At 71.0% G+C, this 24203-nt stretch carries 20 protein-coding genes and 3 pseudogenes; 15 read left to right on the forward strand and 8 right to left on the reverse strand.

Annotation, left to right across the window (positions count from 1 at the left end):
- Positions 1-60: 60 nt before the first annotated feature.
- The 4 genes and pseudogenes from ACIBJC_RS15870 to ACIBJC_RS15885 form a co-directional block, all read right to left on the reverse strand.
- On the reverse strand, positions 61-924 hold the full coding sequence (locus ACIBJC_RS15870; protein ID WP_399292500.1) for a hypothetical protein: 864 nt from the start codon (positions 922-924) through the stop codon (positions 61-63).
- A gap of 275 nt (positions 925-1199) precedes the next feature.
- Positions 1200-1350, reverse strand: a pseudogene (locus ACIBJC_RS15875) (IS5/IS1182 family transposase); the annotation flags it as partial.
- A pseudogene (locus ACIBJC_RS15880) lies at positions 1335-1948 on the reverse strand (oligopeptide/dipeptide ABC transporter ATP-binding protein); the annotation flags it as partial. The pseudogenes ACIBJC_RS15880 and ACIBJC_RS15875, both read right to left, overlap by 16 nt.
- A 362-nt stretch (positions 1949-2310) precedes the next feature.
- Positions 2311-3338: pseudogene (locus ACIBJC_RS15885) on the reverse strand (ABC transporter permease).
- A 335-nt stretch (positions 3339-3673) separates the two neighbouring features.
- On the opposite strand from ACIBJC_RS15885, the gene ACIBJC_RS15890 reads away from it, so the two are divergent.
- The 5 genes from ACIBJC_RS15890 to ACIBJC_RS15910 are packed head-to-tail and all read left to right on the forward strand — an operon-like array spanning position 3674 to position 9443.
- Positions 3674-5308, forward strand: coding sequence for an ABC transporter substrate-binding protein (locus tag ACIBJC_RS15890; protein WP_399292502.1), 1635 nt, complete (start codon positions 3674-3676; stop codon positions 5306-5308).
- A 52-nt stretch (positions 5309-5360) separates the two neighbouring features.
- Entirely contained in the window at positions 5361-6284 is a 924-nt protein-coding gene (locus ACIBJC_RS15895; protein WP_399292504.1) for an ABC transporter permease, read from the forward strand.
- On the forward strand, positions 6277-7323 hold the full coding sequence (locus tag ACIBJC_RS15900; protein WP_399292506.1) for an ABC transporter permease: 1047 nt from the start codon (positions 6277-6279) through the stop codon (positions 7321-7323). The genes ACIBJC_RS15895 and ACIBJC_RS15900 overlap by 8 nt, the downstream gene beginning before the upstream one ends.
- A gap of 13 nt (positions 7324-7336) precedes the next feature.
- A complete protein-coding gene (locus tag ACIBJC_RS15905; protein WP_399292508.1) occupies positions 7337-8401 on the forward strand; it encodes an ABC transporter ATP-binding protein in 1065 nt (354 codons plus the stop codon).
- On the forward strand, positions 8394-9443 hold the full coding sequence (locus tag ACIBJC_RS15910) for an ABC transporter ATP-binding protein (RefSeq protein WP_399292510.1): 1050 nt from the start codon (positions 8394-8396) through the stop codon (positions 9441-9443). Before ACIBJC_RS15905 ends, ACIBJC_RS15910 begins: the two co-directional genes overlap by 8 nt.
- A 144-nt stretch (positions 9444-9587) precedes the next feature.
- Here the strand turns inward: ACIBJC_RS15910 and ACIBJC_RS15915 are convergent, their stop codons facing one another.
- Positions 9588-11774 carry a prolyl oligopeptidase family serine peptidase gene (locus tag ACIBJC_RS15915; RefSeq protein ID WP_399292512.1) on the reverse strand — a complete coding sequence of 729 codons (2187 nt, stop codon included), beginning with the start codon at positions 11772-11774 and terminating at the stop codon, positions 9588-9590.
- Positions 11775-11988: 214 nt separating this feature from the next.
- Here ACIBJC_RS15915 and ACIBJC_RS15920 point away from each other — a divergent pair, with 214 nt between their 5' ends.
- From ACIBJC_RS15920 to ACIBJC_RS15955, 8 genes are all read left to right on the forward strand, one after another.
- Positions 11989-12183, forward strand: coding sequence for a hypothetical protein (locus tag ACIBJC_RS15920; protein WP_329829152.1), 195 nt, complete (start codon positions 11989-11991; stop codon positions 12181-12183).
- A gap of 190 nt (positions 12184-12373) precedes the next feature.
- Positions 12374-13306 (forward strand): N-acetyl-1-D-myo-inositol-2-amino-2-deoxy-alpha-D-glucopyranoside deacetylase, encoded by a 933-nt coding sequence (mshB, locus tag ACIBJC_RS15925; RefSeq protein WP_399292513.1) that lies wholly within the window; start codon positions 12374-12376, stop codon positions 13304-13306.
- A complete protein-coding gene (locus ACIBJC_RS15930) occupies positions 13303-13728 on the forward strand; it encodes a DUF6113 family protein (RefSeq protein ID WP_399292514.1) in 426 nt (141 codons plus the stop codon). The genes mshB and ACIBJC_RS15930 overlap by 4 nt, the downstream gene beginning before the upstream one ends.
- Before the next feature lie 197 nt (positions 13729-13925).
- Complete coding sequence (locus ACIBJC_RS15935) at positions 13926-16166, forward strand: hypothetical protein (protein WP_399292515.1); 2241 nt, start codon at positions 13926-13928, stop codon at positions 16164-16166.
- A 185-nt stretch (positions 16167-16351) separates the two neighbouring features.
- Entirely contained in the window at positions 16352-17335 is a 984-nt protein-coding gene (locus tag ACIBJC_RS15940) for an ABC transporter ATP-binding protein (protein ID WP_399292516.1), read from the forward strand.
- A complete protein-coding gene (locus ACIBJC_RS15945; protein ID WP_399292517.1) occupies positions 17332-18069 on the forward strand; it encodes an ABC transporter permease in 738 nt (245 codons plus the stop codon). Before ACIBJC_RS15940 ends, ACIBJC_RS15945 begins: the two co-directional genes overlap by 4 nt.
- 65 nt (positions 18070-18134) lie before the next feature.
- Complete coding sequence (locus tag ACIBJC_RS15950) at positions 18135-19268, forward strand: sensor histidine kinase (protein ID WP_399293174.1); 1134 nt, start codon at positions 18135-18137, stop codon at positions 19266-19268.
- The gene (locus ACIBJC_RS15955) at positions 19265-19879 is read left to right on the forward strand and encodes a response regulator (RefSeq protein ID WP_399292518.1); all 615 of its coding nucleotides are present in this window, start codon (positions 19265-19267) and stop codon (positions 19877-19879) included. Before ACIBJC_RS15950 ends, ACIBJC_RS15955 begins: the two co-directional genes overlap by 4 nt.
- A gap of 104 nt (positions 19880-19983) precedes the next feature.
- On the opposite strand, the gene ACIBJC_RS15960 is transcribed toward ACIBJC_RS15955, so the two are convergent.
- Positions 19984-20820: a tetratricopeptide repeat protein gene (locus tag ACIBJC_RS15960; protein WP_399292519.1), complete on the reverse strand. Its 837-nt coding sequence runs from the start codon at positions 20818-20820 to the stop codon at positions 19984-19986.
- On the reverse strand, positions 20817-21836 hold the full coding sequence (locus ACIBJC_RS15965; protein ID WP_399292520.1) for a GNAT family N-acetyltransferase: 1020 nt from the start codon (positions 21834-21836) through the stop codon (positions 20817-20819). The genes ACIBJC_RS15960 and ACIBJC_RS15965 overlap by 4 nt, the downstream gene beginning before the upstream one ends.
- A 140-nt stretch (positions 21837-21976) precedes the next feature.
- Here ACIBJC_RS15965 and fdxA point away from each other — a divergent pair, with 140 nt between their 5' ends.
- Positions 21977-22297 (forward strand): ferredoxin, encoded by a 321-nt coding sequence (fdxA, locus tag ACIBJC_RS15970; protein WP_003985062.1) that lies wholly within the window; start codon positions 21977-21979, stop codon positions 22295-22297.
- A 79-nt stretch (positions 22298-22376) separates the two neighbouring features.
- Positions 22377-23471, forward strand: a complete 1095-nt coding sequence (dapC, locus tag ACIBJC_RS15975) for a succinyldiaminopimelate transaminase (RefSeq protein WP_399292521.1) — start codon at positions 22377-22379, stop codon at positions 23469-23471.
- 115 nt (positions 23472-23586) lie between these two features.
- Here the strand turns inward: dapC and ACIBJC_RS15980 are convergent, their stop codons facing one another.
- Positions 23587-24033, reverse strand: coding sequence for an ATP-binding protein (locus ACIBJC_RS15980; RefSeq protein WP_399292522.1), 447 nt, complete (start codon positions 24031-24033; stop codon positions 23587-23589).
- Between the last annotated feature and the right edge of the window lie 170 nt (positions 24034-24203).

The following is a 24203-nucleotide window of genomic DNA, read 5'->3' on the forward strand; positions in this document are numbered from 1 at the left end:
GATGAGGGACTGGTCGTCGAGCCGGCGGGCCTGGATATCTCACCGCTGGAACGGGAGACCCTAGCGGCCGAGGGCCTGTCGCACGGTCAGGTTGTGGTACTTCCGCAGCCGGTACAGCTCCCAGCACGACAACACCGTCACCGACACCGGAGCGCCGAGCAAGAACACGATCTGGGCAAGGACGGGAACCTCGGCGTTCTCGTTGTTGATCACGTCGAGGGCGGCCATCACCCACACCATCAGGGTGGCGAGGATCGGCGGCAGCACCTCGTGGATGTCGGCGGTGCGGAAGACGTGCACGAGGCAGAGCGCGATCCCGTACAGGGCGAAGCCCAGCGACCACGTGCAGAGGGAGATGAGGACGACCATGCCGGGGGTCCCGATGAAGTCACGGAAGCCGGTGGTCTCCGGATCGGACGCGACGGCGAGGGGGAACGTGGCCATGGACCCCATCAGAGCCGCCACCGACCCGAAGGATTTCAGGGACCGACGCAGGTAGAGCCCGCGCAGCGCACCCTGCGCGGCGAACACGAACAGGGCGATCACGAACGGGAAGGCGCACACGAGGACGAGTGTGCTGATCCAGCTCTGTTCGAACTTGTCGCTTGCGACGGCCTCGACACCCTCGGCGGTGTCGACCGGCTTGTACGACATGACCAGCATGAGCCAGGCGGCGATGCCGAGCCCGGTCCGCCACAGCTGGATCTTGCGCACCGTCAGGTCCGCTACGGCGCCCGGGCGTGAGGGGCGGAAGGCTCGCTGGGCGGCGTAGAACGGGTTGTAGACGCATTTGAGGATCCGCTGCCCGCGCGTCAGCGGCGGCCGGGGCGGGCGCGGGAACGGCGGCTGCGGGCCACCGCCGTACGGCGGTGGCGGGTACGGACCCCAGCCCTGCGGATGTCCCGGGTACCCCTGCGGCGGCACGGGCGCGGGCTGTGGCGGGTAGGGCCCCACGGCGGGACCGCCGGGGTACGGGGGGTGTCCGGCCCCGGGGTAGGGCTGATGGCCGGGACCCGGGCCCGGCTGTCCACCGGGTCCGGGTCCGCTCGGCGGACCCCAGTAACCATTGTCGTTGGTACTCATGTCGTGCGCCCCCGATGTGTCGGTCTGTGCCGTGAACGGCGGGGCTCGACCGGCCCGCCCGCTCAGCGTGCGGCGTGATCCTACCCATCGCGGAGGCCGAGAAGTACACGTTCCAGGTCCAGGGGCGGGGCAGGAAGTGGCGAGTCATGGCGGTTCGCTCCGGCCAGGACCCGGCCCAGCGGGATTCCGTATCCGTCCGTCATGACCGAGCGTTTCAGTCCCTGTTTGCCTCGATCGACCGGTGCGTCCGGCGGCTTCTCCGCCGGCGCCTCCGGGTGGTGGCAGGCCGTCAGGTGGCCCTCCCGCTGCCCTCCGGCCGTACCAGTGGGGGCGTCGTCGTCGCGCAGCGGTCCGTCGCCTTCCAGCAGCGGGTACGGAAGCGGCAGCCCGACGGCGGGTGGACCGGGGACGGAACGTCGCCGGTCAGGCGGATGCGGGCGCGCAGTGAGGTGGCGTTGTCCGTGACCGTGGCCGCCGGGACCGCCGAGAGGAGCGCCCTGGTGTACGGGTGGCGCGGGGCGCCGTACAGCTCGTCCCAGTCCGCGATCTCCACGATGCGGCCCAGGTACATCACGGCCACACGCTGCGAGAAGTGGCGTACGACGGCCAGGTCGTGGGCGATGAGGACGAAGGCGATGCCCCACTCGCGCTGGAGTTGCTGGATCAGGTTGACCACCTGCGCCTGGATCGAGACGTCCAGCGCCGAGACCGGCTCGTCGGCCACGATCAGCTTCGGGTGCGGGGCGAGCGCCCTGGCCACCCCGATGCGCTGGCGCCGGCCGCCGGAGAATTCGTGCGGGAAGCGGTTGTAGTGCTCGGGGTTGAGGCCCACCGTGTCGAGAAGTTCGCGGACGCGGCGGTGCCGATGGCGACCGTACTGCCGGTGTACGTCGTGGAGCCCGCGCCTCCGCCTCCGCCCGCGCCTCCGCCTCCGCCCGCGCTTCCGCCTCCGCCCGCGCTTCCGTCTCCCGGACCGCTGCCGCCGGATCCGCCCGGGCCGGCGTTGCCGCTGCTGCAGGCGGAGAGGAGCGCGGAGCCCCCGGCTGCGACGGAGGTGGCGATGACGAAGTCTCTGCGGGAGAGGGACATGTTTCCTGCCCTGTCGGTACGTCAGTGGAGCCGAATGGGGCCTGCGGTAGGGCGGTTCTGCGGTAGGGGCGGTTCTGCGGTACGAAGGTTCTGCGGTGCGGGGGTGCTGCCTTAGGAGGTGATGGTGTGCGGCGGATGTCAGCGTCTGGTCTTCGGGTCCAGCGCGTCGCGTACCGAGTCGCCGAGGAGGTTGAAGGCGATCACGAAGATCACCATCGCGAGCCCCGGGAAGAGCAGGAAGGTGATGTCGTTCTGGTACACGTTCGAGCCGCGCTGGATCATCACGCCCCAGTCGGGGGTCGGCGAGCTGAGCCCCACCCCCAGGAAGGCGAGCCCCGCCTCGGTGGTGACGAAGAGGGGGAGCGCGAGGGTCGCCTGGATGAGGATCGGCGTCCACAGGTTGGGGAGCAGTTCCCTGAAGATGATCCGCGCCGGGGAGGCGCCGGTCACCTTGGCCGCCTCCACGAACTCCCGTTCCCGCAGGGCGAGTACCTCGCCGCGCAGCAGCCGGGCGATGGGGGCCCAGCCGAAGGCGGCCATCACGGAGATCAGGCTGACGACGGTGAGCCAGACCGGGGTGTTCTCCTCGGGTGAGACCAGGATCGAGATCAGCACCGGCCAGAAGGCGATGAAGAACAGCGTCGAGGGGAACGCCAGCAGGATGTCGATGACCGGCCGACGAGGTAGTCCGTCTTCCCGCCGAGATAGCCCGCTGTGACACCGATGACGACCCCGAACACCGCCACCAGCAGCGTGGTCACGGTGGCGATGAGCAGCGAGTTGCGGATCCCGTACAGCAGGAAGGTGAAGACGTCCCGGCCGAGCCCGGGTTCGATGCCGAACCAGTACGCGCCGCTGATACCGCCGTTGGGGCGGACGGGGAAGCCGAAGTCGTTGAGCAGGCCGGGGTTGTCCTGGCCGTAGGTGTCGTACGGATTCTTCCCGTAGAGCCCGGCGATCAGCGGGGCGCAGACGGCCATCACGAAGAAGAAGGCGACGACACCGGCCGAGACGACGCCCGTACGGTCGCGCCGGAAGCGCCGCAGGGCGAGCTGTCCCGGGGAGCGGCCGGCCCCGCCTCCCGGCGCCGCGGAAGCCGGCGGGCCGCCGGCGTTCCCGGCGACTGCCTCAAGAGGGACGGCGGCCGGAGAGGGTGCGGAGGTCATGATGCTCCTGGCCGGAAGGGATCGAAAGCTCCACGGTCAGATCCGCGGACCAATAGGACTTTTTCAATCGGATACGTGCACGGTCAATGAATTCTTCGTGGCCTTGAATGCCTCTTTTGCGGCTTGGTGCACGCATGGCCAACCGTTGGTGCGAATGCGCTCCTGTCGTGACCCGAGCGAAAGGCAACCGGCCCCGGTGCGCGTGCGTGTCACTCGCCGGTATGCGTACATCCGGAGGGGGATCCGTCTGTTCAGGTGAGTCGAATGCGTGTATTGCGCCCTATGGGTGGATATTGGCCCTCACCTGAGCCCGACCACTCCGAGGAGGACCCTTCATGCGAGGAGCTGCACCGACGCACGCCAAGTGGGCCGCCTGCGCGGTGGCCGTCACCCTCGCGGCTACGGCGTGCGGCGGGGGAGACAGCGGCGCTCGTGGAGGTGCGGACGGGGTGGTGCGCTCCTCCTGGGGGGACCCGCAGAACCCGCTGGAACCCGCGAACACCAACGAGGTCCAGGGCGGCAAGGTCCTCGACATGATCTTCCGCGGGCTGAAGCGGTACAACCCGAAGACCGGCAAGGCCGAGGACGAGCTGGCCGAGAAGATCGAGTCCACGGACTCGACGCACTTCACCGTCACCGTCAAGGACGGCTGGACCTTCAGCAACGGCGAGAAGGTCACCGCCGCGTCCTTCGTGAACGCCTGGAACTACGGCGCCCATCTCAAGAACAACCAGAAGAACGCGTACTTCTTCCAGTACATCGAGGGATACGACAAGGTCCACCCGGCCTCCGGCGCACCGACCGCCCAGACCCTCTCGGGCCTGAAGGTCACCGGGCCGCGGACCTTCACCGTCACGCTGTCGCAGCGCTTCTCCACCTGGCCCGACACCCTCGGGTACGCGGCCTTCGCGCCGCTGCCCAGGGCGTTCTACGACCAGCACGCGGCGTGGCTCGCCAAGCCGATCGGCAACGGCCCGTACGCGGTACGGCAGTACACCAAGGGCTCCCAGATGTCGCTGCGCACCTGGAAGGCGTACCCGGGCGCGGACAAGGCACGGAACGGCGGTGTGGACCTCATGGTCTACACGGACAACAACACCGCCTACACCGACCTCGTCGCGGGCAACCTCGACCTGGTCGACGACGTCCCCGCCGCGCAGCTCAAGAACGTGAAGGCCGATCTGAACGGCCGGTACATCAACACCCCCGCCGGCATCATCCAGACCCTCGCCTTCCCCTACTACGACAAACGCTGGAACACCGCGAAGGCCGTCAAGGTCCGCACCGGGCTCTCCCGGGCGATCAACCGTGAGCAGATCACCGAGACCATCTTCCGGAAGACCCGCACCCCGGCCACCGACTGGACCTCACCGGTGCTCGGCGCGGACGGCGGCTACAAGGCGGGGCTCTGCGGGTCGGCGTGCGCGTACGACGCCGCGGCCGCGAAGAAGCTGGTCCAGGAGGGCGGCGGCATCCCCGGCGGCCGGCTCAAGATCACGTACAACGCGGACACCGGCTCCCACAAGGAGTGGGTCGACGCCGTCTGCAACAGCATCAACAACGCGCTCGGCAAGGACAAGGCGTGCGTCGGCAGCCCCGTCGGCACCTTCGCGGACTTCCGTAACCAGATCGGACGGAAGAAGCTCACCGGGCCCTTCCGCGCGGGCTGGCAGATGGACTACCCGCTGATCCAGAACTTCCTCCAGCCGCTCTACTACACCAACGCCTCGTCCAACGACGGCAAGTGGAGCAACGCGCGGTTCGACAAGCTGATCAACGAGGCCAACGCCGAGGTCGACACGAAGACGGCCACGGCCAAGTTCCAGCAGGCCGAGGGTGTGGTGCGCGATCAGATGGCGGCCATCCCGCTCTGGTACCAGAACGGCAGCGCGGGCTACTCGGACCGGGTCTCGAACGTGGCGCTCAACCCGTTTAGCGTCCCGGTCTACAACGAGATCACCGTCCACTGACGCCGGAACGGCGCCCCGCGGCCACCGTTCGCCCCTTCCCCCGGAGCCCTGCATGGGACGTTATGTCATCCGGCGTCTGCTCCAGATGATCCCGGTCTTCATCGGCGCCACGTTGCTGATCTTCCTGATGGTCAATGTGATGGGCGACCCCGTCGCGGGCCTCTGCGGCGACCGGCAGTGCGACCCCGCCACCGAGGCGCAGCTCCGCAAGGACTTCGGCCTCGACCAGCCCGTCTGGCAGCAATACCTCACCTACATGGGCCATGTCTTCTCGGGAGACTTCGGCACCGCCTTCAACGGGCAGGAGGTCATCGACCTGATGGCCTCCGCCTTCCCGATCACCATCCGGCTGACGCTCGTCGCCATCTTCTTCGAGATCGTCATCGGGATCGTCTTCGGCGTGGTCACCGGATTGCGCCGGGGCCGCCCGGTCGACACCTCCGTCCTGTTGCTGACGCTCGTCGTCATCGCCGTACCGACGTTCGTCACCGGACTGCTGGCCCAACTCCTCTTCGGGGTGCGGTGGAAGATCATCGAGCCCTCGGTCTCCCCGGCGGCGCCGCTCGACGAGCTGATCCTGCCGGGGCTGGTGCTCGCCTCGGTCTCCCTCGCGTACGTCACCCGGCTCACCCGGACGTCCATCGCGGAGAACACCCGCTCCGACTACGTCCGTACGGCCGTCGCCAAGGGGCTGCCCCGGCGGCGGGTGATCGTCAGGCATCTGCTGCGCAATTCACTGATCCCGGTGGTCACGTTCATCGGTACGGACATCGGCGCCCTGATGGGCGGCGCCATCGTCACCGAGCGGATCTTCAACATCCACGGGGTCGGATTCCAGCTCTACCAGGGGATTCTGCGCCAGAACACCCAGACCGTCGTCGGTTTCGTGACCGTGCTCGTCATCGTCTTCCTGGTGGCGAACCTGCTGGTCGACCTGTTGTACGCCGTACTCGACCCGAGGATCCGGTATGCCTGACCCGCAGCGCCCGAACCCCGACGGACCCGACCCCGACGGTCCCACGGCCGACGGGGGCGCCATCGCCGGGACCGGCGCCGGCGGTGCGATGGACCTCGCCACCAGCGAGGGGTTCACCCTGGAGAGGGACGGCGGGCCCGGGGGTCTCGTGGCGGGCGGACCCGAGGGTCCTGTGGCGGGCGGGCCCGGGGGGAAGGCGCGCAGCCTGTGGTCCGACGCCTGGCGGGATCTGCGGCGCAACCCCGTCTTCATCATCTCGGGTCTGATCATCATCTTTCTGGTGATCATCTCGATCTGGCCGTCGCTGATCGCCAGTGGCAACCCGCTCTCCTGCAATCTCGCCGACGCGCAGGAGGGCTCCCGGCCCGGCCATCCCTTCGGCTTCAACGGACAGGGCTGCGACGTCTACACCCGTACCGTCTACGGCGCCAGGACCTCCGTCGTCGTCGGCGTCCTCGCCAGTCTCGGGGTCGCCGTCGTCGGCGCGGTCCTCGGCGGGCTCGCCGGATTCTTCGGCGGGTCCTGGGACGCGGGCCTCTCCCGGATCACCGACATCTTCTTCGGGATCCCCGTCGTCCTCGGCGGTCTGGTGCTGCTCTCCGTGGTGACCAGCGCCACCGTCTGGCCGGTGATCGGCTTCATGGTGCTGCTCGGCTGGCCGCAGATCTCCCGGATCGCCCGCGGCTCCGTCATCACCGTCAAACAGAACGACTACGTCCAGGCGGCGCGGGCGCTCGGCGCCTCCAACCCGCGGATGATGCTGCGGCACGTACTGCCCAACGCGGTCGCGCCGGTGATCGTCGTGGCGACCATCGCGCTCGGTACGTTCATCGCGCTGGAGGCGACCCTCTCGTACCTCGGAGTGGGCCTCAAACCACCGACGGTCTCCTGGGGGATCGACATCTCGGACGCCTCCCCGTACATCCGCAACGCCCCGCACATGCTGCTCTGGCCGGCCGGCGCGCTGGCGATCACCGTGCTCGCGTTCATCATGCTCGGCGACGCGGTACGCGACGCCCTCGACCCCAAGCTGCGCTGAGGAGCCCCCTTCCATGCTGCCGCCTCCCGCCCTGCTCGAAGTGCGCGATCTCCAGGTGGAGTTCCGCACCCGTGAAGGGGTCGCCAAGGCCGTCAACGGCGTCACGTACGCGGTGGCGGCGGGCGAAACCCTCGCCGTGCTCGGGGAGTCGGGGTCCGGCAAGTCCGTGACCGCCCAGGCGATCATGGGGATCCTGGACACGCCGCCAGGCCGGATCACGGGCGGCGAAGTGCTCTTCCAGGGCCGGGACCTGCTGAAACTCAAGGAGGAGCAGCGCCGCAGGATCCGCGGGGCCGAGATGGCGATGATCTTCCAGGACGCGCTGTCCTCGCTCAACCCCGTGCTCACGGTGGGCGCCCAACTCGGGGAGATGTTCGAGGTTCACCGGGGAATGGGCCGCAAACAGGCGCGGGCGAAGTCCGTCGAACTGATGGACCGCGTCCGTATCCCGGCCGCCAAGGACCGCGTGAACGACTATCCGCACCAGTTCTCGGGGGGTATGCGCCAACGGATCATGATCGCCATGGCGCTCGCGCTCGAACCCGCGCTGATCATCGCGGATGAGCCGACGACCGCGCTCGACGTGACCGTGCAGGCCCAGGTGATGGACCTCCTCGCCGAGCTCCGGCGTGAGCTGAACATGGGGCTGATCCTCATCACCCACGACCTCGGCGTCGTCGCCGACGTCGCGGACAAGATCGCCGTGATGTACGCGGGCCGCATCGTGGAGACCGCGCCGGTCCACGCCCTCTACAAGGCGCCCGCCCACCCGTACACGCGGGGGCTGCTGGACTCGATCCCGCGCCTGGACCAGAAGGGCGAGGAGCTGTACGCGATCAAGGGCCTGCCGCCCAACCTGCTGCACATCCCGCCGGGCTGCGCGTTCAACCCGCGCTGTCCGAGGGCCCGGGACGTGTGCCGTACCGAGGTGCCGCCGCTGTACGAGGTGACGGAGGACGGCCGGGCCGCCACCGCGGGACTGGACGCGGTCAGGGAGCCGGGCGCGCCCGGCGAGCTGGACCGGACCGGCGAGCGGCGGAGTGCCTGCTATTTCTGGAAGGAGACGCTCGATGGCTGAACCCCTCCTGGAGGTACGGGACCTGGTCAAGCACTATCCGCTCACCCAGGGGATCCTCTTCCGGCGTCAGATCGGCGCGGTGCAGGCGGTCGACGGGGTCTCCTTCGGTCTGGCGCCCGGCGAGACCCTGGGCATCGTGGGGGAGTCCGGCTGCGGCAAGTCGACCGTGGCGAAGATGCTGGTCAACCTGGAGCGGCCGACGTCCGGATCGATCCGGTACAAGGGCGAGGACATCACGAAGCTGTCGGGACGGGCGCTGAAGGCGGTACGGCGCAACATCCAGATGGTGTTCCAGGACCCGTACACCTCGCTGAATCCGCGGATGACGGTGGGCGACATCATCGGGGAGCCGTACGAGATCCACCCCGAGGTGGCCCCCAAGGGTGACCGGCGGCGCAGGGTCCAGGACCTGCTGGACGTCGTCGGACTCAATCCGGAGTACATCAACCGCTACCCGCACCAGTTCTCCGGTGGCCAGCGCCAGCGCATCGGCATCGCGCGCGGCCTCGCGCTCCGGCCGGAGATCATCGTCGCCGACGAGCCGGTCTCGGCGCTGGACGTCTCCGTCCAGGCGCAGGTCATCAATCTGATGGAGAAGCTCCAGCACGAGTTCGACCTGTCGTACATCTTCATCGCGCACGACCTGTCGATCGTCCGGCACATCTCCGACCGGGTGGGGGTGATGTATCTGGGGCGGCTGGCCGAGATCGGCTCGGACACGCAGATCTACGAGCATCCGACGCACCCGTACACCCAGGCGCTGCTGTCGGCGGTGCCGCTGCCCGACCCCTCCGCGCGTGCGCACCGGGAGCGGATCATCCTGGTGGGCGACGTGCCGTCCCCGGCGAGCCCGCCGTCCGGCTGCCGCTTCCGTACGCGCTGCTGGAAGGCGCGGGAGCGGTGCGCGGTGGAGGTGCCGCCGCTGACGGTCCCGGAGGTCTTCAGGGCGGCGGAGGGGCCGGCCGCGCACCCCTCGGCCTGCCACTTCGCGGAGGAACGGAAGATCGTTCCCATCGGTCCCGAGGGGGAGAAAAGCCAATAAAGCACAACAATTTCGTTAACACGCAGGCAACTTGGCGGACCCGGTACCGATATACGGACCCGTCAGTCTGTAGAGCGTACGGCCGTGCGGGTGCCGTAAACCGGCCGGGACTTCCAGGAGTCCCGGCCGGTTGCCGTTTCTCCGTTACGACAGGCCCAGCGACCGCTTGAGGAAGTCGACCTGGAGCAGCAGCAGGTTCTCCGCGATCTCCTCCTGCGGCGTCATGTGGGTCACGCCCGTGAGCGGCAGCACCTCATGGGGCCGCCCCGCCGCCAGCAGCGCCGCCGAGAGCTTGAGGGAGTGGGCGACCACCACATTGTCGTCGGCCAGTCCATGGATGATCATCATGGGCCGCGAGGGCTCCGCCGGGGACGAGAGCCCGTCGTCCGTCACGAGCGAGTTGGCCGCGTACACCTCGGGCGCCTCCTGCGGGGTGCCGAGATAGCGCTCCATGTAGTGCGTGTCGTACAGCCGCAGATCGGTGACGGGCGCGCCCACGACCGCCGCGTGGAAGACGTCGGGGCGGCGCAGCGCCGCGAGCCCGGCGAGGTAGCCGCCGTACGACCAGCCGCGGATGGCGACCCGGTCGAGGTCGAACGGGAACCGCCCGGCGAGGTCGTGCAGCGCCTCGATCTGGTCGTCCAGGGTGAGCAGCAGATCGCGGTGGACGGACTTCTCCCACGCGGGGGACCGGCCGGGGGTGCCGCGTCCGTCGGCGACGAGCACCGCGAACCCCTGGTCGGCGAACCACTGCGAGGTGAGGTACGCGTTGTGGGCGGCGACCACGCGCTGGCCGTGCGGGCCGCCGTACGGGTCGAGCAGCACCGGGAGCGGGCCGTCCGACTCCTGGTAGCCCGTGGGGAGCAGGACGGCGCACGGAATTCGCCGTGCGCCCCCCTCGGTGAGCCGCGCGTGCGCCGTGAGCGCCGGAGCCTCCGCGTACGAGGCGATCGAGGCGAGCTGCTTGCCGTCCCGGAAGACCCCCACGGACGCCCCCGCGGTCTCGGGACGGGCCGACACGAGGACGGTCACCTCTCCCGCGCGGACGGCCGAGTGGACCCCGGAGGCCGCCGAGAACCGCTCCGTGCCCAACTCGCTGACGCGGTACACGTGGATCTCGCCGGTCTCGGGATCCGCGGCCTCCTCACCCGCCGACGCCGAGACCAGGACGTCGTGCTCCCCGATGTCCAGCACCGCCCGCACATGCAACTGCGGCCCGGTGAGCGGCCGGTCGCCGACCATCAGGACCCGTGCGCCCCCTTCGTCGGCCAGGCGTACGAGCCGCCCGTCCGGCGCCCAGGCGGGCACCCCGGGGGAGAGTTCGAGCCACGCGGGGTCCTCGTCCTGATGCACGGTCCGGGTGGCACCGGTGTCGGTGTCCACCGTGAGGTAGAGATGGCCGCGCTGATCCCGGCTCTGGACGAGCAGCAGCGGGGCGCCGCCCGCGGACCAGTGGACGCGTGCGAGGTACGGGTGACGGGCCCGGTCCCAGATCACCTCTGTGGGAGGCGTCCCGGTGCCGTCCGTCTCCGCGCTGTCCGTCAAAGGGACCAGGAAGAGCCGTACGTCGGCGTTGGGCGTACCGGCCGCCGGATAAGGCACCCGAGACGGCTCCCGGTCCGGGTGGGCCGGGTCGGAGATCCACCAGCGCTGTACGTCCGCCGTGTCCACGCGGGCGACGAGCAGCCGGTCGGAGGCGGGCGACCACCAGTAGCCGCGGGTACGGCTCATCTCCTCGGCCGCGATGAACTCCGCGAGACCATAGGTGACGTCCGCGCTCCCGCCCGCTTCTTCGTCCCTACCGGGACCCGCCAGCTCGCGGTCCCCTTCCCCGTCCGCCCCGATCACCCGCAGCGCACCGCCGGCCACATAGGCGATGTGCCGACCGTCCGGCGAGGGGCGCGGGTCGATCACCGGCCCCGGTGCGGGGAGTTCGCGCGCCGTCCCGGCCCGCAGCTCGGCCGCGTAGAGGCGCCCTGAGAGGGCGAACGCGGCCAGCTCGACCTCGGCGTCCACCGCGTACCCGACGATGCCTCCAGAGCCCTCCCTGCTGCGTTCACGGCGGGCCCGCTCCTCGGCCGAGAGCCGCTCCGAGGCGCCGCCGAGCAGCACGCCGGGATCGGCGGCGATCCGGGCGCCCTCCGCACCCGCCGCGGAGCCGTCGAGATCGAGCACCCAGAGGCGGTTCACGCGGTCCGTCCCCGAGGTGGAACGCAGGAAGACCACCCGCGTCCCGTCCGGGGAGACCGTGAACGACCGGGGAGCGCCGAGGGTGAACCGCTGGGTCCTGGCGTGCTGGCGGGGGAACGAGGGACGAGGGCTCAAGGTCATGCGACCGAACCTAACCGAGCGAGCGAGCCGGAAGCAGCGGGAAGCAGCGGTTCGCGACCCCCGTGACGGGGTTCCGTGCGCCCCCATGTGCTGCCGTGCACCGATCGATGCGTACGTACGGATAGTTATGATCCCTAGCGATAGCTGGGTATGAATGAGCCGGGCACATGCACGCTGCGTTTTCCCGACTGAATATCTATGGAGGTGAACCGCCGTGGCACTCTCGATTTCGGCGGTGGTGCTGCTGGCGATCATCGTCTTCCTGCTGGTCCGGAAGTCCGGGCTGAAAGCAGGACACGCGGTGGTCTGCATGCTGCTCGGGTTCTACATGGCCAGTTCCTCCATCGCTCCCACCATCAGCGAACTGACCACGAACGTGGCCGGGATGATCGGCGGCATCAAGTTCTAGCCACCGGGCATCAGCAATCGGCCATTCTTTGCTGAGCGCGCCATCGATCCGGTACCGCCCCTCGGCCTTCGCCACCGCCCACTCGCCGAGGGGCGTCGACCGGTGCTCGCGCACGTCTTCGACCGGTGCTCCCGCACGGCTTCCGTCGGCTCTCACGGTGGCTGTCGGTGCCGCCTCGTAGGCTGTCCCCATGACCGATCTCCCCGCCCGTCGTCTGCTGCTCGTGCACGCGCACCCCGACGACGAGTCGATCAACAACGGCGCCACCATGGCCAGGTACGCGGCCGACGGCGCCCTGGTCACGCTGGTGACCTGCACCCTCGGCGAGGAGGGCGAGGTCATCGTGCCCGAACTCGCCCACCTGGCGGCCGATCAGGAGGACCGGCTCGGCCCCCACCGCATCGGCGAACTCGCCGAGGCGATGCGGGAGCTGGGCGTCACCGACCACCGCTTCCTCGGCGGGCCCGGCAGGTTCCGGGACTCCGGGATGATGGGGCTGGAGCAGAACGGCCGCGAGGGCGCGTTCTGGCACGCCGATGTGGACGAGGCCGCTCTGTACCTCGTGGAGGTCGTCCGCGAGGTGCGCCCCCAGGTGCTCGTCACGTACGACCCGAACGGCGGGTACGGCCACCCGGACCACATCCAGGCCCACCGCGTCGCCATGCGCGCCGCCGAACTGGCGGCCGACCCCGCCTACCGGCCCGAGCTGGGCGCGGCGCACACCATCGACAAGATCTACTGGAACCGGGTGCCGCGCTCGGTCGCCGAGGAGGGCTTCGCGCGGCTGCGCGCGGCCGGCACCGACTTCCCCGGCGTCGCGGAGATCGACGACATCCCGGGCGTCGTGGCCGACGCGGAGATCACCGCGGCGCTCGACGGCGTTCCGTACGGCCGGCAGAAGGCGGCGGCGATGCGTGCCCACGCCACCCAAATCGCCGTGGACGGGCCCTTCTTCGCGCTCTCCAACGACCTGGGCCAGCCGATCTTCGCCGCTGAGTACTACCAGTTGGTGCACGGCACGTCCGGAGCGCCCACCGGCGAACGTGAGAGCGACCTTTTCGCCGGGACCGCCGGTTCACCGGCCGGTTCGCACGCCGGCCCGCGCGCCGGAGCGGACACGTGAGCACGCGCGAGCCGGGTGGACCGGCCGTGAATCCGCTCACGACTCCGCTCAGCTTCAGACCCGGGCGTATCGCCGCATACCTGGCGTTGGCGGTGCTCGGCGCGCTCGTCGGGATCGCGGGCTCCCTCGCCCAAGGGGGCTGGTTCCCGGGCGGTTTGGTGCTTGCCCTGCTCGCCACCGCCGGGGTCTTCCTCGGCGGGCTGTACGCGACCGGTACCCAGCTCGGCGTGGGGGCGCCCGCCGCCGGATGGCTGATCGCGACGATCGGGCTGAGCATGGGCCGCGCCGAGGGCGACGCGGCCTTCGCCGCAGGTGCCGGGCCCCTTGTCTACCTGCTCGGCGGCATGGTGGTGGCTGTGATGTGTGCCACGATGTCGCGGTTGCCGCAACCGGGCACGAAGTCCGGCCGACTTGGGAAGTGACGCGCCCGGCAGCCGCTGAATTGACCATGCGCGTACGGTCGGCGGAGCATCGCTTCTCACGGTCGTCGGGTCTCCGTCGGTGGAGGCCAGTATGGTGGTGCGCGCTCCGGGCCTTCCCCCCGCTCTCCGGCTGTGGGGGACCTGAACAGTTGAGTACCAGTAAGAACGGGCGGCGGAGCCAACCGGGAGAACCTGCTTTGAGTCGTGAAACTGACAGTTCGTCCTCCGGGCCCCAGGGGCGCGGCGGAGCCGCGTACCCCTCGGGGACACCGCCGTACGGATCCCGCCAGTATCCGTCGCTGCATCCCCAGCAGGACGCTCCGGAGGAGACAGAGACAGAGACAGAGACCGCGCCCGCCGCACAGCCGGACGAGCCGAGAACCGAGACGACGCTGACCACCCGGATCCGGATCAACATCCCGGGTTCGCGGCCGATCCCGCCCGTCGTGATGCGTACGCCGATGAGCGACATCGACAGCACCGACGGCCGGGGCCTTCCGGCCGGCGAGCGCACGGGCAGCACACCGAAGCCCACGGCGGCCCAGGACATGTCCGAAACCAGGCCGATCGACATCGTCGGGGAGCAGCGGTCCGCGGTCCAGGCCGGCAAGGGCGCGGACGGCGAGAACGGCGACGGCCGGGACAAGCCGACCAGCGACTGGTTCGCGCCGCGCAAGGCGGCCGCCGGAACGGCCGCGGGCATGAGCGCGGGCGCCGCCGCCGTCGCCGGCGCGACCTCGACGGCGCCGCCCGCCCCGTCCTCGACGCCGTCGCCGGACCCGGGCGGCGAGAGCCGCGCGGAGTCGCCGTACGGCTCGGACTACTCCAACGGCACCGACTACTCCACCGGATCCCACCGGCTGGGCGGCGCGGGCGGCTCCTCGCTCAGCGATCTCGCCGCCGAGGGGCTGGCGACGGGCGGCGGCCCCACCACCCCGGCGTTCGGCACGCGTCCCCCGGGCGCGCCCACCGGTCCGTCCGGCCCCACCACGGGACCGGTCCCCGGCAGCGCCTCGTTCGGCACCCCGCCGGCGTCCCTGGGCACCGCGCCCGGGGCGGGCCGGATCGGCGCCCCCCGGCTCTCCGACGACACCGCCGTACTGACCCCGCAGCAGCCCGCGCCGGAGCCGGGCCCCGGCGGCCAGGTCTCGGGCTCCACGCTCACCAGCGGCATCCCGGTGGTGCCGCCGGAGCGCCGCTCGCCGTTCCCCGGGTCGGGCCCGGGGAACGGTGGTCCGCGTACGGACGGCGGGCCCGGGGGCTCGGGTCCCGGCGGTCCCGGTGGTCCTGGCGCACCCGGCGGTCCCGGTGCCGCAGGGGCCGGCCCGTTCGGCCGGGAACACGACTTCTCGGCGCCCGACTTCCCCGGTCCGGTCGGCGCCGCGGGCGCCACGCCGCCCGCGGGCAAGGCCGCTGCGGGCACCGCTCCGGCGACTCCGTCACCGGCGTCCGGGTCCCCGTCCAAGTCCGCGCCCGCGCCCGCGCCCGCCAAGAAGGGCCGCTCCAAGCTGGCGCTCCTCGGTGTCGCCGTCGTGGTGGTGGCCGGTGGTCTCTACGGCGCCGGACTGCTGATGAACCACTCCGACGTACCGAAGGGCACCACGGTCCTCGGTGTCGACATCGGCGGTGGCACCCGCGACCAGGCGGTCAACAAGCTCGACGACGCCCTCGGCAAACGCGCCTCCGCCCCGCTGCGGCTCAGCATCGGCGGCACGACGGAGGAGCTGGCCCCCGACAAGGCGGGCCTCAGCCTGGACAGCCAGGCGACGGTGCGCAACGCGGCGGGCAGCGACTACAACCCGGTCTCGGTGATCGGCTCGCTCTTCGGCGGCGCGCGCGTCGCCGAGCCGGTGATCCCCGTCGACGAGGAGAAGCTGAGCGTCGCGCTGGCCGACCTGGCGGGCGTCTCCGGCTCGGCCGGCGAGGGCACCATCAAGTTCGAGCCGGGCAAGGCCGTCGCCGTACCCGGCAAGGCGGGCAAGGCGCTGGACGTCAACCACTCGATCATCTCGACCCGCGACGCCTATCGCGCCCAGGTCCAGACGGGCAAGGCGAACAGCATCGAACTTCCCGTCGTCTCCCGCGAGCCGACCGTCGACCAGGCGGAGCTGGACCGGGCGATGAGGGAGTTCGCCGAGCCCGCGATGTCCGGCCTGATCACCATCCAGGCGGGCGGCAAGCAGATCCAGTTCGGGCCCGCCAAGTCGCTGCCGAAGATCCTCTCGATGAAGGCGGTCGACGGAAAGCTCGTCGAGGTCTACGACAGGAACGCCATCGACCAGCTCCTCGACGGCGTCTTCGACGGCATCACGATCACCAAGGGCGACGGCAAGCAGTACCCGGTCTCCTCGGCCGATGTGGCGCAGGCCATGCAGAAGGCGCTGCGGGGCAAGACCCCCGCGGAGCGTACGCAGACGATCAGCCTCGACCCGAGCTAGTACGGGGCGCTGGGCGGGCCTCACCGGAGGCCCGCCCAGCACCGTTCGGGGGGCGCGGGTTCGAAGCCGGCGGTCCGAAGTCACCGTTCGGGAGCCTTGTCACGGTCCGGGGATGACGGATGTCATGCCGGAGTCACGACCCGTGACACTGCCGCGGGAACCCGGTCCCGGGCCACCCTTTCGGTATGACATCGACAGACCGGACGACCGGGACCGTGACCGACCGGGCGACCTCGGCGGCCACCGCCGTGGTCGATTTCGACCAGGTGAGCAAGAGCTACGGAGCCGTCCACGCGGTCGCCGGGCTCAGCCTCGCCCTTCACCCCGGCGAGACCGTGGCACTCCTCGGCCCCAACGGCGCGGGGAAGTCCACCGCCCTCGATCTGCTGCTCGGGCTCAGAAAGGCCGACTCCGGCACCGTCACCCTCTTCGGCACGAGCCCTCAGGAGGCCATCGCCGCCGGACGTGTGGGCGCGATGCTCCAGAGCGGCGGCCTGATGGAGGAGGTCACGGTCCGCGAGCTGGTCACGCTCGCCTGTGCGCTGCACCCCCGGCCGTACGCCGTCTCCGACGTGCTGGCCGGCGCCGGGATCACCCGAATAGCCGACCGCATGGTCAACAAACTCTCCGGTGGCCAGGAGCAGCGCGTGCGCTTCGCCCTCGCCACGGCCGGCGCCGGCGACCTGATCGTCCTCGACGAGCCGACCACCGGGATGGACGTCACCGCGCGGCAGGCCTTCTGGGCCACGATGCGGGAGCAGGCACGCCAGGGGCGTACGGTCCTGTTCGCCACGCATTACCTGGAAGAGGCCGACGCCATCGCGGACCGGGTGCTGGTCCTCCACCGGGGCAAGCTGCTGGCCGACGGCACCGCCACCGAGATCAAGGCGAAGGCGGGGGCCCGCCGGATCTCCTTCGACCTGACCGGTCCCGACGGCCTGACCGGCCCCGGCGGCGTGATCGACGAGGAGGCGCTGCGCGGGCTGCCGTTCCTCAGCTCCCTCTCGGTCTCCGGCGCCACCGTCCGTATGCAGTCGCACAACGCCGACGCGACCGTGCACGCGCTGTACGGGCTCGGGGTCTACCCGCGCAATCTCGAAGTCGCGGGGCTCGGCCTGGAGCAGGCATTCGTCGCCATCACCGAGGCCGAGGAGGCCAGGACAGCGTGAACACCCTCATCAAGCTGGAAATCACCCGCACCCTGCGGAACAAGAAGTTCATGTTCTTCTCGATCATCTACCCCTCGGTGCTGTTCCTGGTGATAGCGGGCCCCCAGGACAACAGCACGGTCCCCGGCACCCGCCTGCCGATGGGCGCCTTCTACATGGTCGCCATGGCCTCCTTCGGCGCCCTGACCGCCGTCCTGATGGGCAACAGCGAGAAGATCGCCAAGGAGCGGGAGAAGGGCTGGGTCCGCCAGCTCCGGCTGACCCCGCTGCCCGGTCACGGCTATGTGCTCGCCAAAATAGCCTCGGCGGCCGTGGTCACACTGCCGTCGATCGTCATCGTGTTCCTCGTCGCCGGCGCCTCCAAGGGCGTACGGCTGGACGCCTGGCAGTGGCTCGCGCTCACCGGCGTCATCTGGGCGGGCAGCCTCTGTTTCGCGGCGCTCGGCGTGGCCATCGGCTACCTGGCCTCCGGCGACGCCGTCCGGCCGATCACCATGATCACGTACTTCGGGCTCTCCCTCCTGGGCGGCCTGTGGATGCCCACCACGATCTACCCGCAGTGGCTGCAGAACGTCTCCTCCTGGCTCCCCACCCACGCGTACGCGGGCCTCGGACAGGCCGTCGAACTGGGCGGCGCCCCGCACATGAAGGACGTGACCCTCCTCGTCGCGTACTTCCTGCTCTTCGCGGGCGGTGCCGCCTGGCTGTACCGGAAGGACACACTGAAGACGTGAGCGACACGTACACCATCCCGATCGGACAGCGCCCGGAAAACCGCCAGGGGTCCCTCGCCAAGTTCATGTGGATCGGCGTCTGGCTGACCTTCATGGGTGCTCCGGTGAGCGATCTCGCCGACGGCTCCCACACCACCTGGGCCGTCGTGCTCGGCGCGCTCGGCCTGGTCGTCTTCGTGGCCGCGTACCTGACCACGATCTTCCGCCACACCAGCAGGCTGCTCGACCGGCGTGCCGTCTACGGCATCCTGCTCTTCCAGCTCACCCTCGCGGTGGTGCTCCCCCTCACCATGGGCACGCCCTGGCTGGTGCTCTTCGTGTACGTGTCGGTCTCGGCCGGGGCCGCCCTGCCGCTCTCCGGGGCCCGGCTGGCGATCCCGGCCGTCACCGGCGCGATGGTCCTGGTCGGGTTCCACAAGGAGGACGCGGCCGACTTCCTCACCGCCCTGGTCATCCCCGCGCTGCTCGGCGGCTTCGCGATGTCGGGCGTACGGCAGCTCGTGCGGACGACGGTCGAGCTGCGCGAGGCACGGGCCGCCGTCGCCGAGCTCGCCGCCAACGAGGAGCGGCTGCGGCTCGCCCGCGATCTCCACGACCTCCTCGGCCACTCCCTCTCCCTGATCACCCTCAAGAGTGAACTGGCCGGACGGATGCTGCCCGGCCGGCCGGACCGGGCGGCCGAGCAGATAGCCGATATCGAGCGGGTCAGCCGCCAGGCGCTGACGGACGTACGGGAGGCCGTCACCGGCTACCGCAGACCCACCCTGCCGGGCGAGCTGGCCGGGGCGCGTACGGCGCTGGCGGTCGCGGGGATCATCGCGGAGGTCCCCGGCGAGATCCCGGAGCTCCTCCCCGAAGGCGAGCTGGCCGAGGAGTGCGAGGCGGCGCTCGCCTGGTCGCTGCGCGAGGCCGTCACCAATGTCGTACGGCACAGCGGGGCCCGCCGCTGCACCGTCACCCTCGCCCCGCGCCAGACGCTGGACGGGCCCGTGCTGGAACTCACCGTGGAGGACGACGGCGGCGGCCACGGCGCGAGCGCGGTGACCAGCCACGGCGGAGCGGCGCCCGGCAACGGCCTCACCGGCCTGTCGGAACGGCTCGCGAAGGTCGGCGGCACCCTGGAGACGGACGCGTCCCGCAGAGGCTTCGTCCTCACCGCCCGTGCCCCGATCGGCGCCCCTCTAGGATCCGCCGCATGAGCCACATGATCAGGGTTCTCCTCGCGGAGGACCAGTCCATGGTGCGGGAGGCGCTGGCCGCGCTGCTCGGTCTCGAACCGGACATCGAGGTCGTCGCCCAAGTGGCCCGGGGCGACGAGGTGCTCGCCGCCGCGCGGGCTCACGAAGTGGATGTCGCGCTCCTCGACATCGAGATGCCCGGCATGACCGGCATCGAGGCAGCGGCGGCCCTGAGCGGGGCGCTGCCCGCGGTCAAGGTGGTCGTCCTCACCACCTTCGGCCGCCCCGGCTATCTGCGCCGGGCGATGGAGTCGGGCGCGGACGCCTTCCTGGTCAAGGACGCCCCGGCGGCCCAACTGGCCTCGGCGGTACGGCAGGTCCTCGCCGGTGAGCGCGTGATCGACCCCACCCTCGCGGCGGCGGCCCTGGCCGACGGCGCGAACCCGCTCACCGAGCGGGAGCGCGAGGTCCTGCGCGTCGCGTCCGACGGCTCGACGAACGCCGAGGTGGCCGGCGTGCTGCGGCTCTCCCAGGGCACCGTGCGGAACTATCTCTCGACGGCCATCCAGAAGCTCGCGGCCCGCAACCGGGCGGAGGCGGTGCGCATCGCGCGGGAGAAGGGGTGGCTGTAAGGGCTGGCTGTAAGGACTGTCAGGGGTGGTGAAGAGGCAGGGAGGCAGGGAGGCAGGGGCACAGGGAGACAGGGGGCACGGCGGGACAGGGAGCACGGGCGCCGTCAGTTCAGCATGGCCCGGGCCGCGCGGGCCTTTCTGCGGATGGCCTCCGCCGTGGAGGGTTCCACCGCCGCCACCACCCGCGCGTACTCCTCCATCTCCGCCGCCCCGCTCAGGAACTCCCCGCGCTGGACCAGCAACCGGGCCCGGTCGTAGCGCAGCCGGGCCGGGTGGGCCGGGAGGAGGAGGGAGAGTTCGACGGCCCAGAGCGCCACATCGGTGCGTTCGGGGCGGGTCGCGGCCCAGGCGCGGATGTTGTTCAGGACGCGCTGCACGATGTCCAGCGCCGCCGCAGGGCGGAACGAGGCCGGGTCGGGCGGGGCGCCCGTCACGCTGGTGACCAGGAGGTCCGTGTCGTCGCTGGTCAGCAGGCGCCCGGCGGCGAAGGGGTCGGCCAGGATCCGTTCGGCCGGGTCGCCGAAACCGACCACGAAGTGGCCGGGCAGCGCGAGCCCGTACACCGGCGCCCCCGCACGGCGCGCGACCTCGATCCAGACCACCGAGAGGAGGATCGGCAGCCCGCGCCGCCGCCGCAGCACCGCGGGCAGCAGCGAGGACTCCAGCCGCTCGTAGTCGGTGGGGGAGCCGTGGAAGCCGCAGCGCCCGCCGAGCAGCTCCGCGAGCGCCGCCGCCCACGCACGCGCCCCCCTGACGCCGAAGGGCAGCAGCCCGGCGAGCCGGTCCAGCTCGGCCTGGGCGGCGTCGAGGGCCGGCTCGGTGAGGGCCGGCTCGGTGAGGGCCGGCTCGCCCTCCGCGCCGATGAGCAGGCAGAGCGTCGCCAGATCGGGCCGTTCCGCGCGCGCCTCCTCGGCGAACCGCCGGCGCCGGTCGCCGCTCACGGTGACCGGAAATGGTGGTAGCGGTGGTGGACGGCGAAACCCATGCCGTCGTACAGGGCCCGCGCGCCCTCGTTGTCCGCCTCCACCTGGAGCCAGGCGGCGGAAGCGCCCTCGTCCAGCGCGCGGCGGGCGAGCGCGGTCATCACCGTCGTGGCCAGGCCGCGTCTGCGGTACGCGGGGTCGACCTCCACCGCCATGAACCCCGCCCACCGCCCGTCGACCACACACCGGCCGATCGCCGCGGGCGTCCCGTCCCCCTCCGGGCCGTCGTCCCCGGCAACGGCCGCGAACCACACCGAGGGGCCGCTGCCCAGGACCTGGAGCACATGGGGCCCCGGCTCCTCGGAGGAGCGCTGGTAGCGCCGCAGCCAGGCCTCGCCCAGCTCGACGGGCCGGACGAGCCGTACGGCGGAGAGGTCGTCGTCCCGGTCGGCCAGCGGCGCGAGCGCGCCGACGCGTACCTCCGCCGTCACCTCCGAGCGCCAGCCGCGCCCCTCCAGCTCCGCGCAGAGCACCTCCTGCGTGGACTCGGCGCCGGTCGCGGCCTGGACGTACGCGGGCAGCCCCCGCTCCCCGTACCACTGGCGTACCCGCGCCAACGCCTCGTCGAGCGGCATGCCGGGGTCACCGAGGGGTAGGACGGAATTGGCGCGCCGAGTGAAGCCGGACGCGGCCCTCAGCAGCCAGTCACCCAGCGGCTCGCTCTCCACCGGCTGCCAGGAGCGCGCGCAGACCCGTGCCAGTTCCTCGAACGACGCCGCGGGGCCCCGGCGCCTGGCCGGCGCGGCGGGCACGACCTTGCCCGCGACCAGCGCGGATTCAAGGACGCGCACACTCTCCCCGGTCCGTCGTGTGATGAGCAGCACACCACCGTCCCAGGATGTGAGAACGCCCACCGTGTCGGTGAACTTCTCCGGGCCCGTACCGCTCTCCGTCAGTTGTCTGACTGATACACGTTTGCCCACGTCAGAGGGGGCTACGTGGACCTCAAGTCGTCCGCCGCCAGTGAATTCCACAGCTCTGTCCGCCCCTCCTGTTCGGATCGCGCTCAAGAACGGAGATACTAGATGTGGGCATCGACGACGCCGCGCTCCCGCGCGCCCGTGGACGGAGCCGCAGATCGGCCCGCCGCGCCCTATCGAGGAGGAACGACAGCGTGACCTACGTCATCGCGCAGCCTTGTGTCGACGTCAAGGACAAGGCGTGCATCGAGGAGTGCCCGGTCGACTGCATCTACGAGGGCTCCCGGTCCTTGTACATCCACCCGGACGAATGCGTCGACTGTGGAGCCTGTGAGCCGGTCTGCCCGGTCGAGGCCATCTTCTACGAGGACGACACCCCGGAGGAGTGGAAGGACTACTACAAGGCGAATGTCGAGTTCTTCGACGAGCTCGGTTCGCCCGGCGGTGCTTCCAAGCTCGGCCTGATCGAGCGCGACCATCCCTTCATCGCCGCACTGCCGCCCCAGAACGGCTGACAGTGCGCCCCCGGTCCCGTACGGCTCCCCGCTGTACGGGACCGCGGTGTTTGGCACACGAGAAAGAATGAGTGAGTACGTGTCCGCAGTCTCTTCGCGCCTTCCCGTCTTTCCCTGGGACAAGCTGGAGCCCTACAAAGCGACCGCGGCGGCCCATCCGGACGGGATCGTGGACCTGTCCGTCGGCACGCCCGTCGACCCGGTTCCCGCACTGGTCCAGCAGGCCCTGATCGACGCCGCGAACTCGCCCGGGTATCCGACGGTGTGGGGTACGGCCGAGCTGCGGGACGCGCTGACCGGCTGGGTGGAGCGGCGGCTCGGCGCGCACGGGGTGAGCCACGCGAACGTACTGCCGGTGGTCGGCTCCAAGGAGCTGGTGGCCTGGCTGCCGACGCAGCTCGGGCTCGGGGCGGGCGACCGGGTCGCGTACCCGCTGCTCGCGTACCCGACGTACGAGGTGGGGGCGCGGCTCTGCGGCGCCGAGCCCGTCGCGTACGACGATCCCGCGGAGCTCGACCCGACCGGGCTGAAACTGCTCTGGCTGAACTCGCCGTCCAACCCCACCGGACGCGTGCTGTCCCAGGACGAGCTGACCCGGATCGTCGCCTGGGCGCGCGAGCACGGCGTGCTGCTGTTCAGCGACGAGTGCTACCTGGAGCTGGGCTGGGAGTCCGAGCCGGTCTCCGTCCTGCACCCGGACGTGTGCGGCGGTACGTACGAGGGCATCGTGGCCGTCCACTCGCTCTCCAAGCGCTCCAACCTGGCCGGGTACCGTGCGGCCTTCCTCGCGGGCGACGCGGCCGTCCTGGGCGAGCTGCTGAAGATCCGCAAGCACGGCGGGATGATGGTGCCCGCGCCGGTGCAGGCGGCCACGGTCGCGGCGCTCGGCGACGACACGCACGTTCGGGAGCAGCGGGAGCGGTACGCGGCCCGGCGCACCGCGCTGCGCGTCGCGCTGGAGGCGCACGGCTTCCGTGTCGACCACAGCGAGGCGAGCCTCTACCTCTGGTCGACGCGTGACGAGCCGTGCTGGGACACCGTGGCGCACCTCGCCGGGCTGGGCATCCTGGTCGCGCCCGGCGACTTCTACGGTCCGGCGGGCGAGCGGCATGTACGGGTGGCGCTGACGGCCACCGACGAACGGATCGACGCGGCGGTCAAGCGCCTGGCGTGATCCACCGGCGTACGCCGAGGGCCCGGGGAGCGCGCGCTCCCCGGGCCCTCGGCACGTCGTACACGTCGTACACGGAGGTACGAGGCCGGTGTGCGAGGCCGCGTACGGGCCCGGGTCAGCCGATCGGCAGGCCCTTCACCGGGAGCTGCCCCAGCGGCAGACCGCCCTGGGGGGCCTTGACCGGGGCCGCGCCCTCCGTGGCCGTCCTGGCGGTCTCGCCCAGGACGGTGCCCGCGCTGCCCGCCGTCTCGCCCGCCGCCTTCTGGACGGCGGGGGTCGCCGTCTTCACGGCCTTGCCGACGGTCCTGCCCGCGGCGGGCACGCCCTTCGCGACGGCCTTGCCGCCGGTGCTGCCCACGGCCTGGGTGGCCTTCTGCGCCCCGCTGTCGACGGTGTCGCCCACGGCGGCGCCGTCGAGCGCAGTGACCGCGCCCAGATCGGTGGTCTGCGGGAGTGCCGCCGCGCTCGCGGACCCGGCCGCGCCGATCACCGGGGCGGCGCCCGCCGCGATGAGCAGCGCGGCACGGGCGATCCGGCGGGTCAGGGGGAGGTTCGCGGACATGATGGCTCCTTGGAGGGCTTGAGGGGAGAACGGTGCATGTCGCTTGTCCGCCGATCGGCAGATCCGTCGATCGGACGTAGTGACAACCCCTCAAAGGGCAGCGAAGGATGCGGTGGGCGAGGGTAAAGAGTGGGTAATGCGCCGCGTGACCCTCCCGGAGCGAGGCGGAC

This window comes from Streptomyces sp. NPDC050509, assembly GCF_044457965.1.
Classification (GTDB): Bacteria; Actinomycetota; Actinomycetes; order Streptomycetales; family Streptomycetaceae; genus Streptomyces.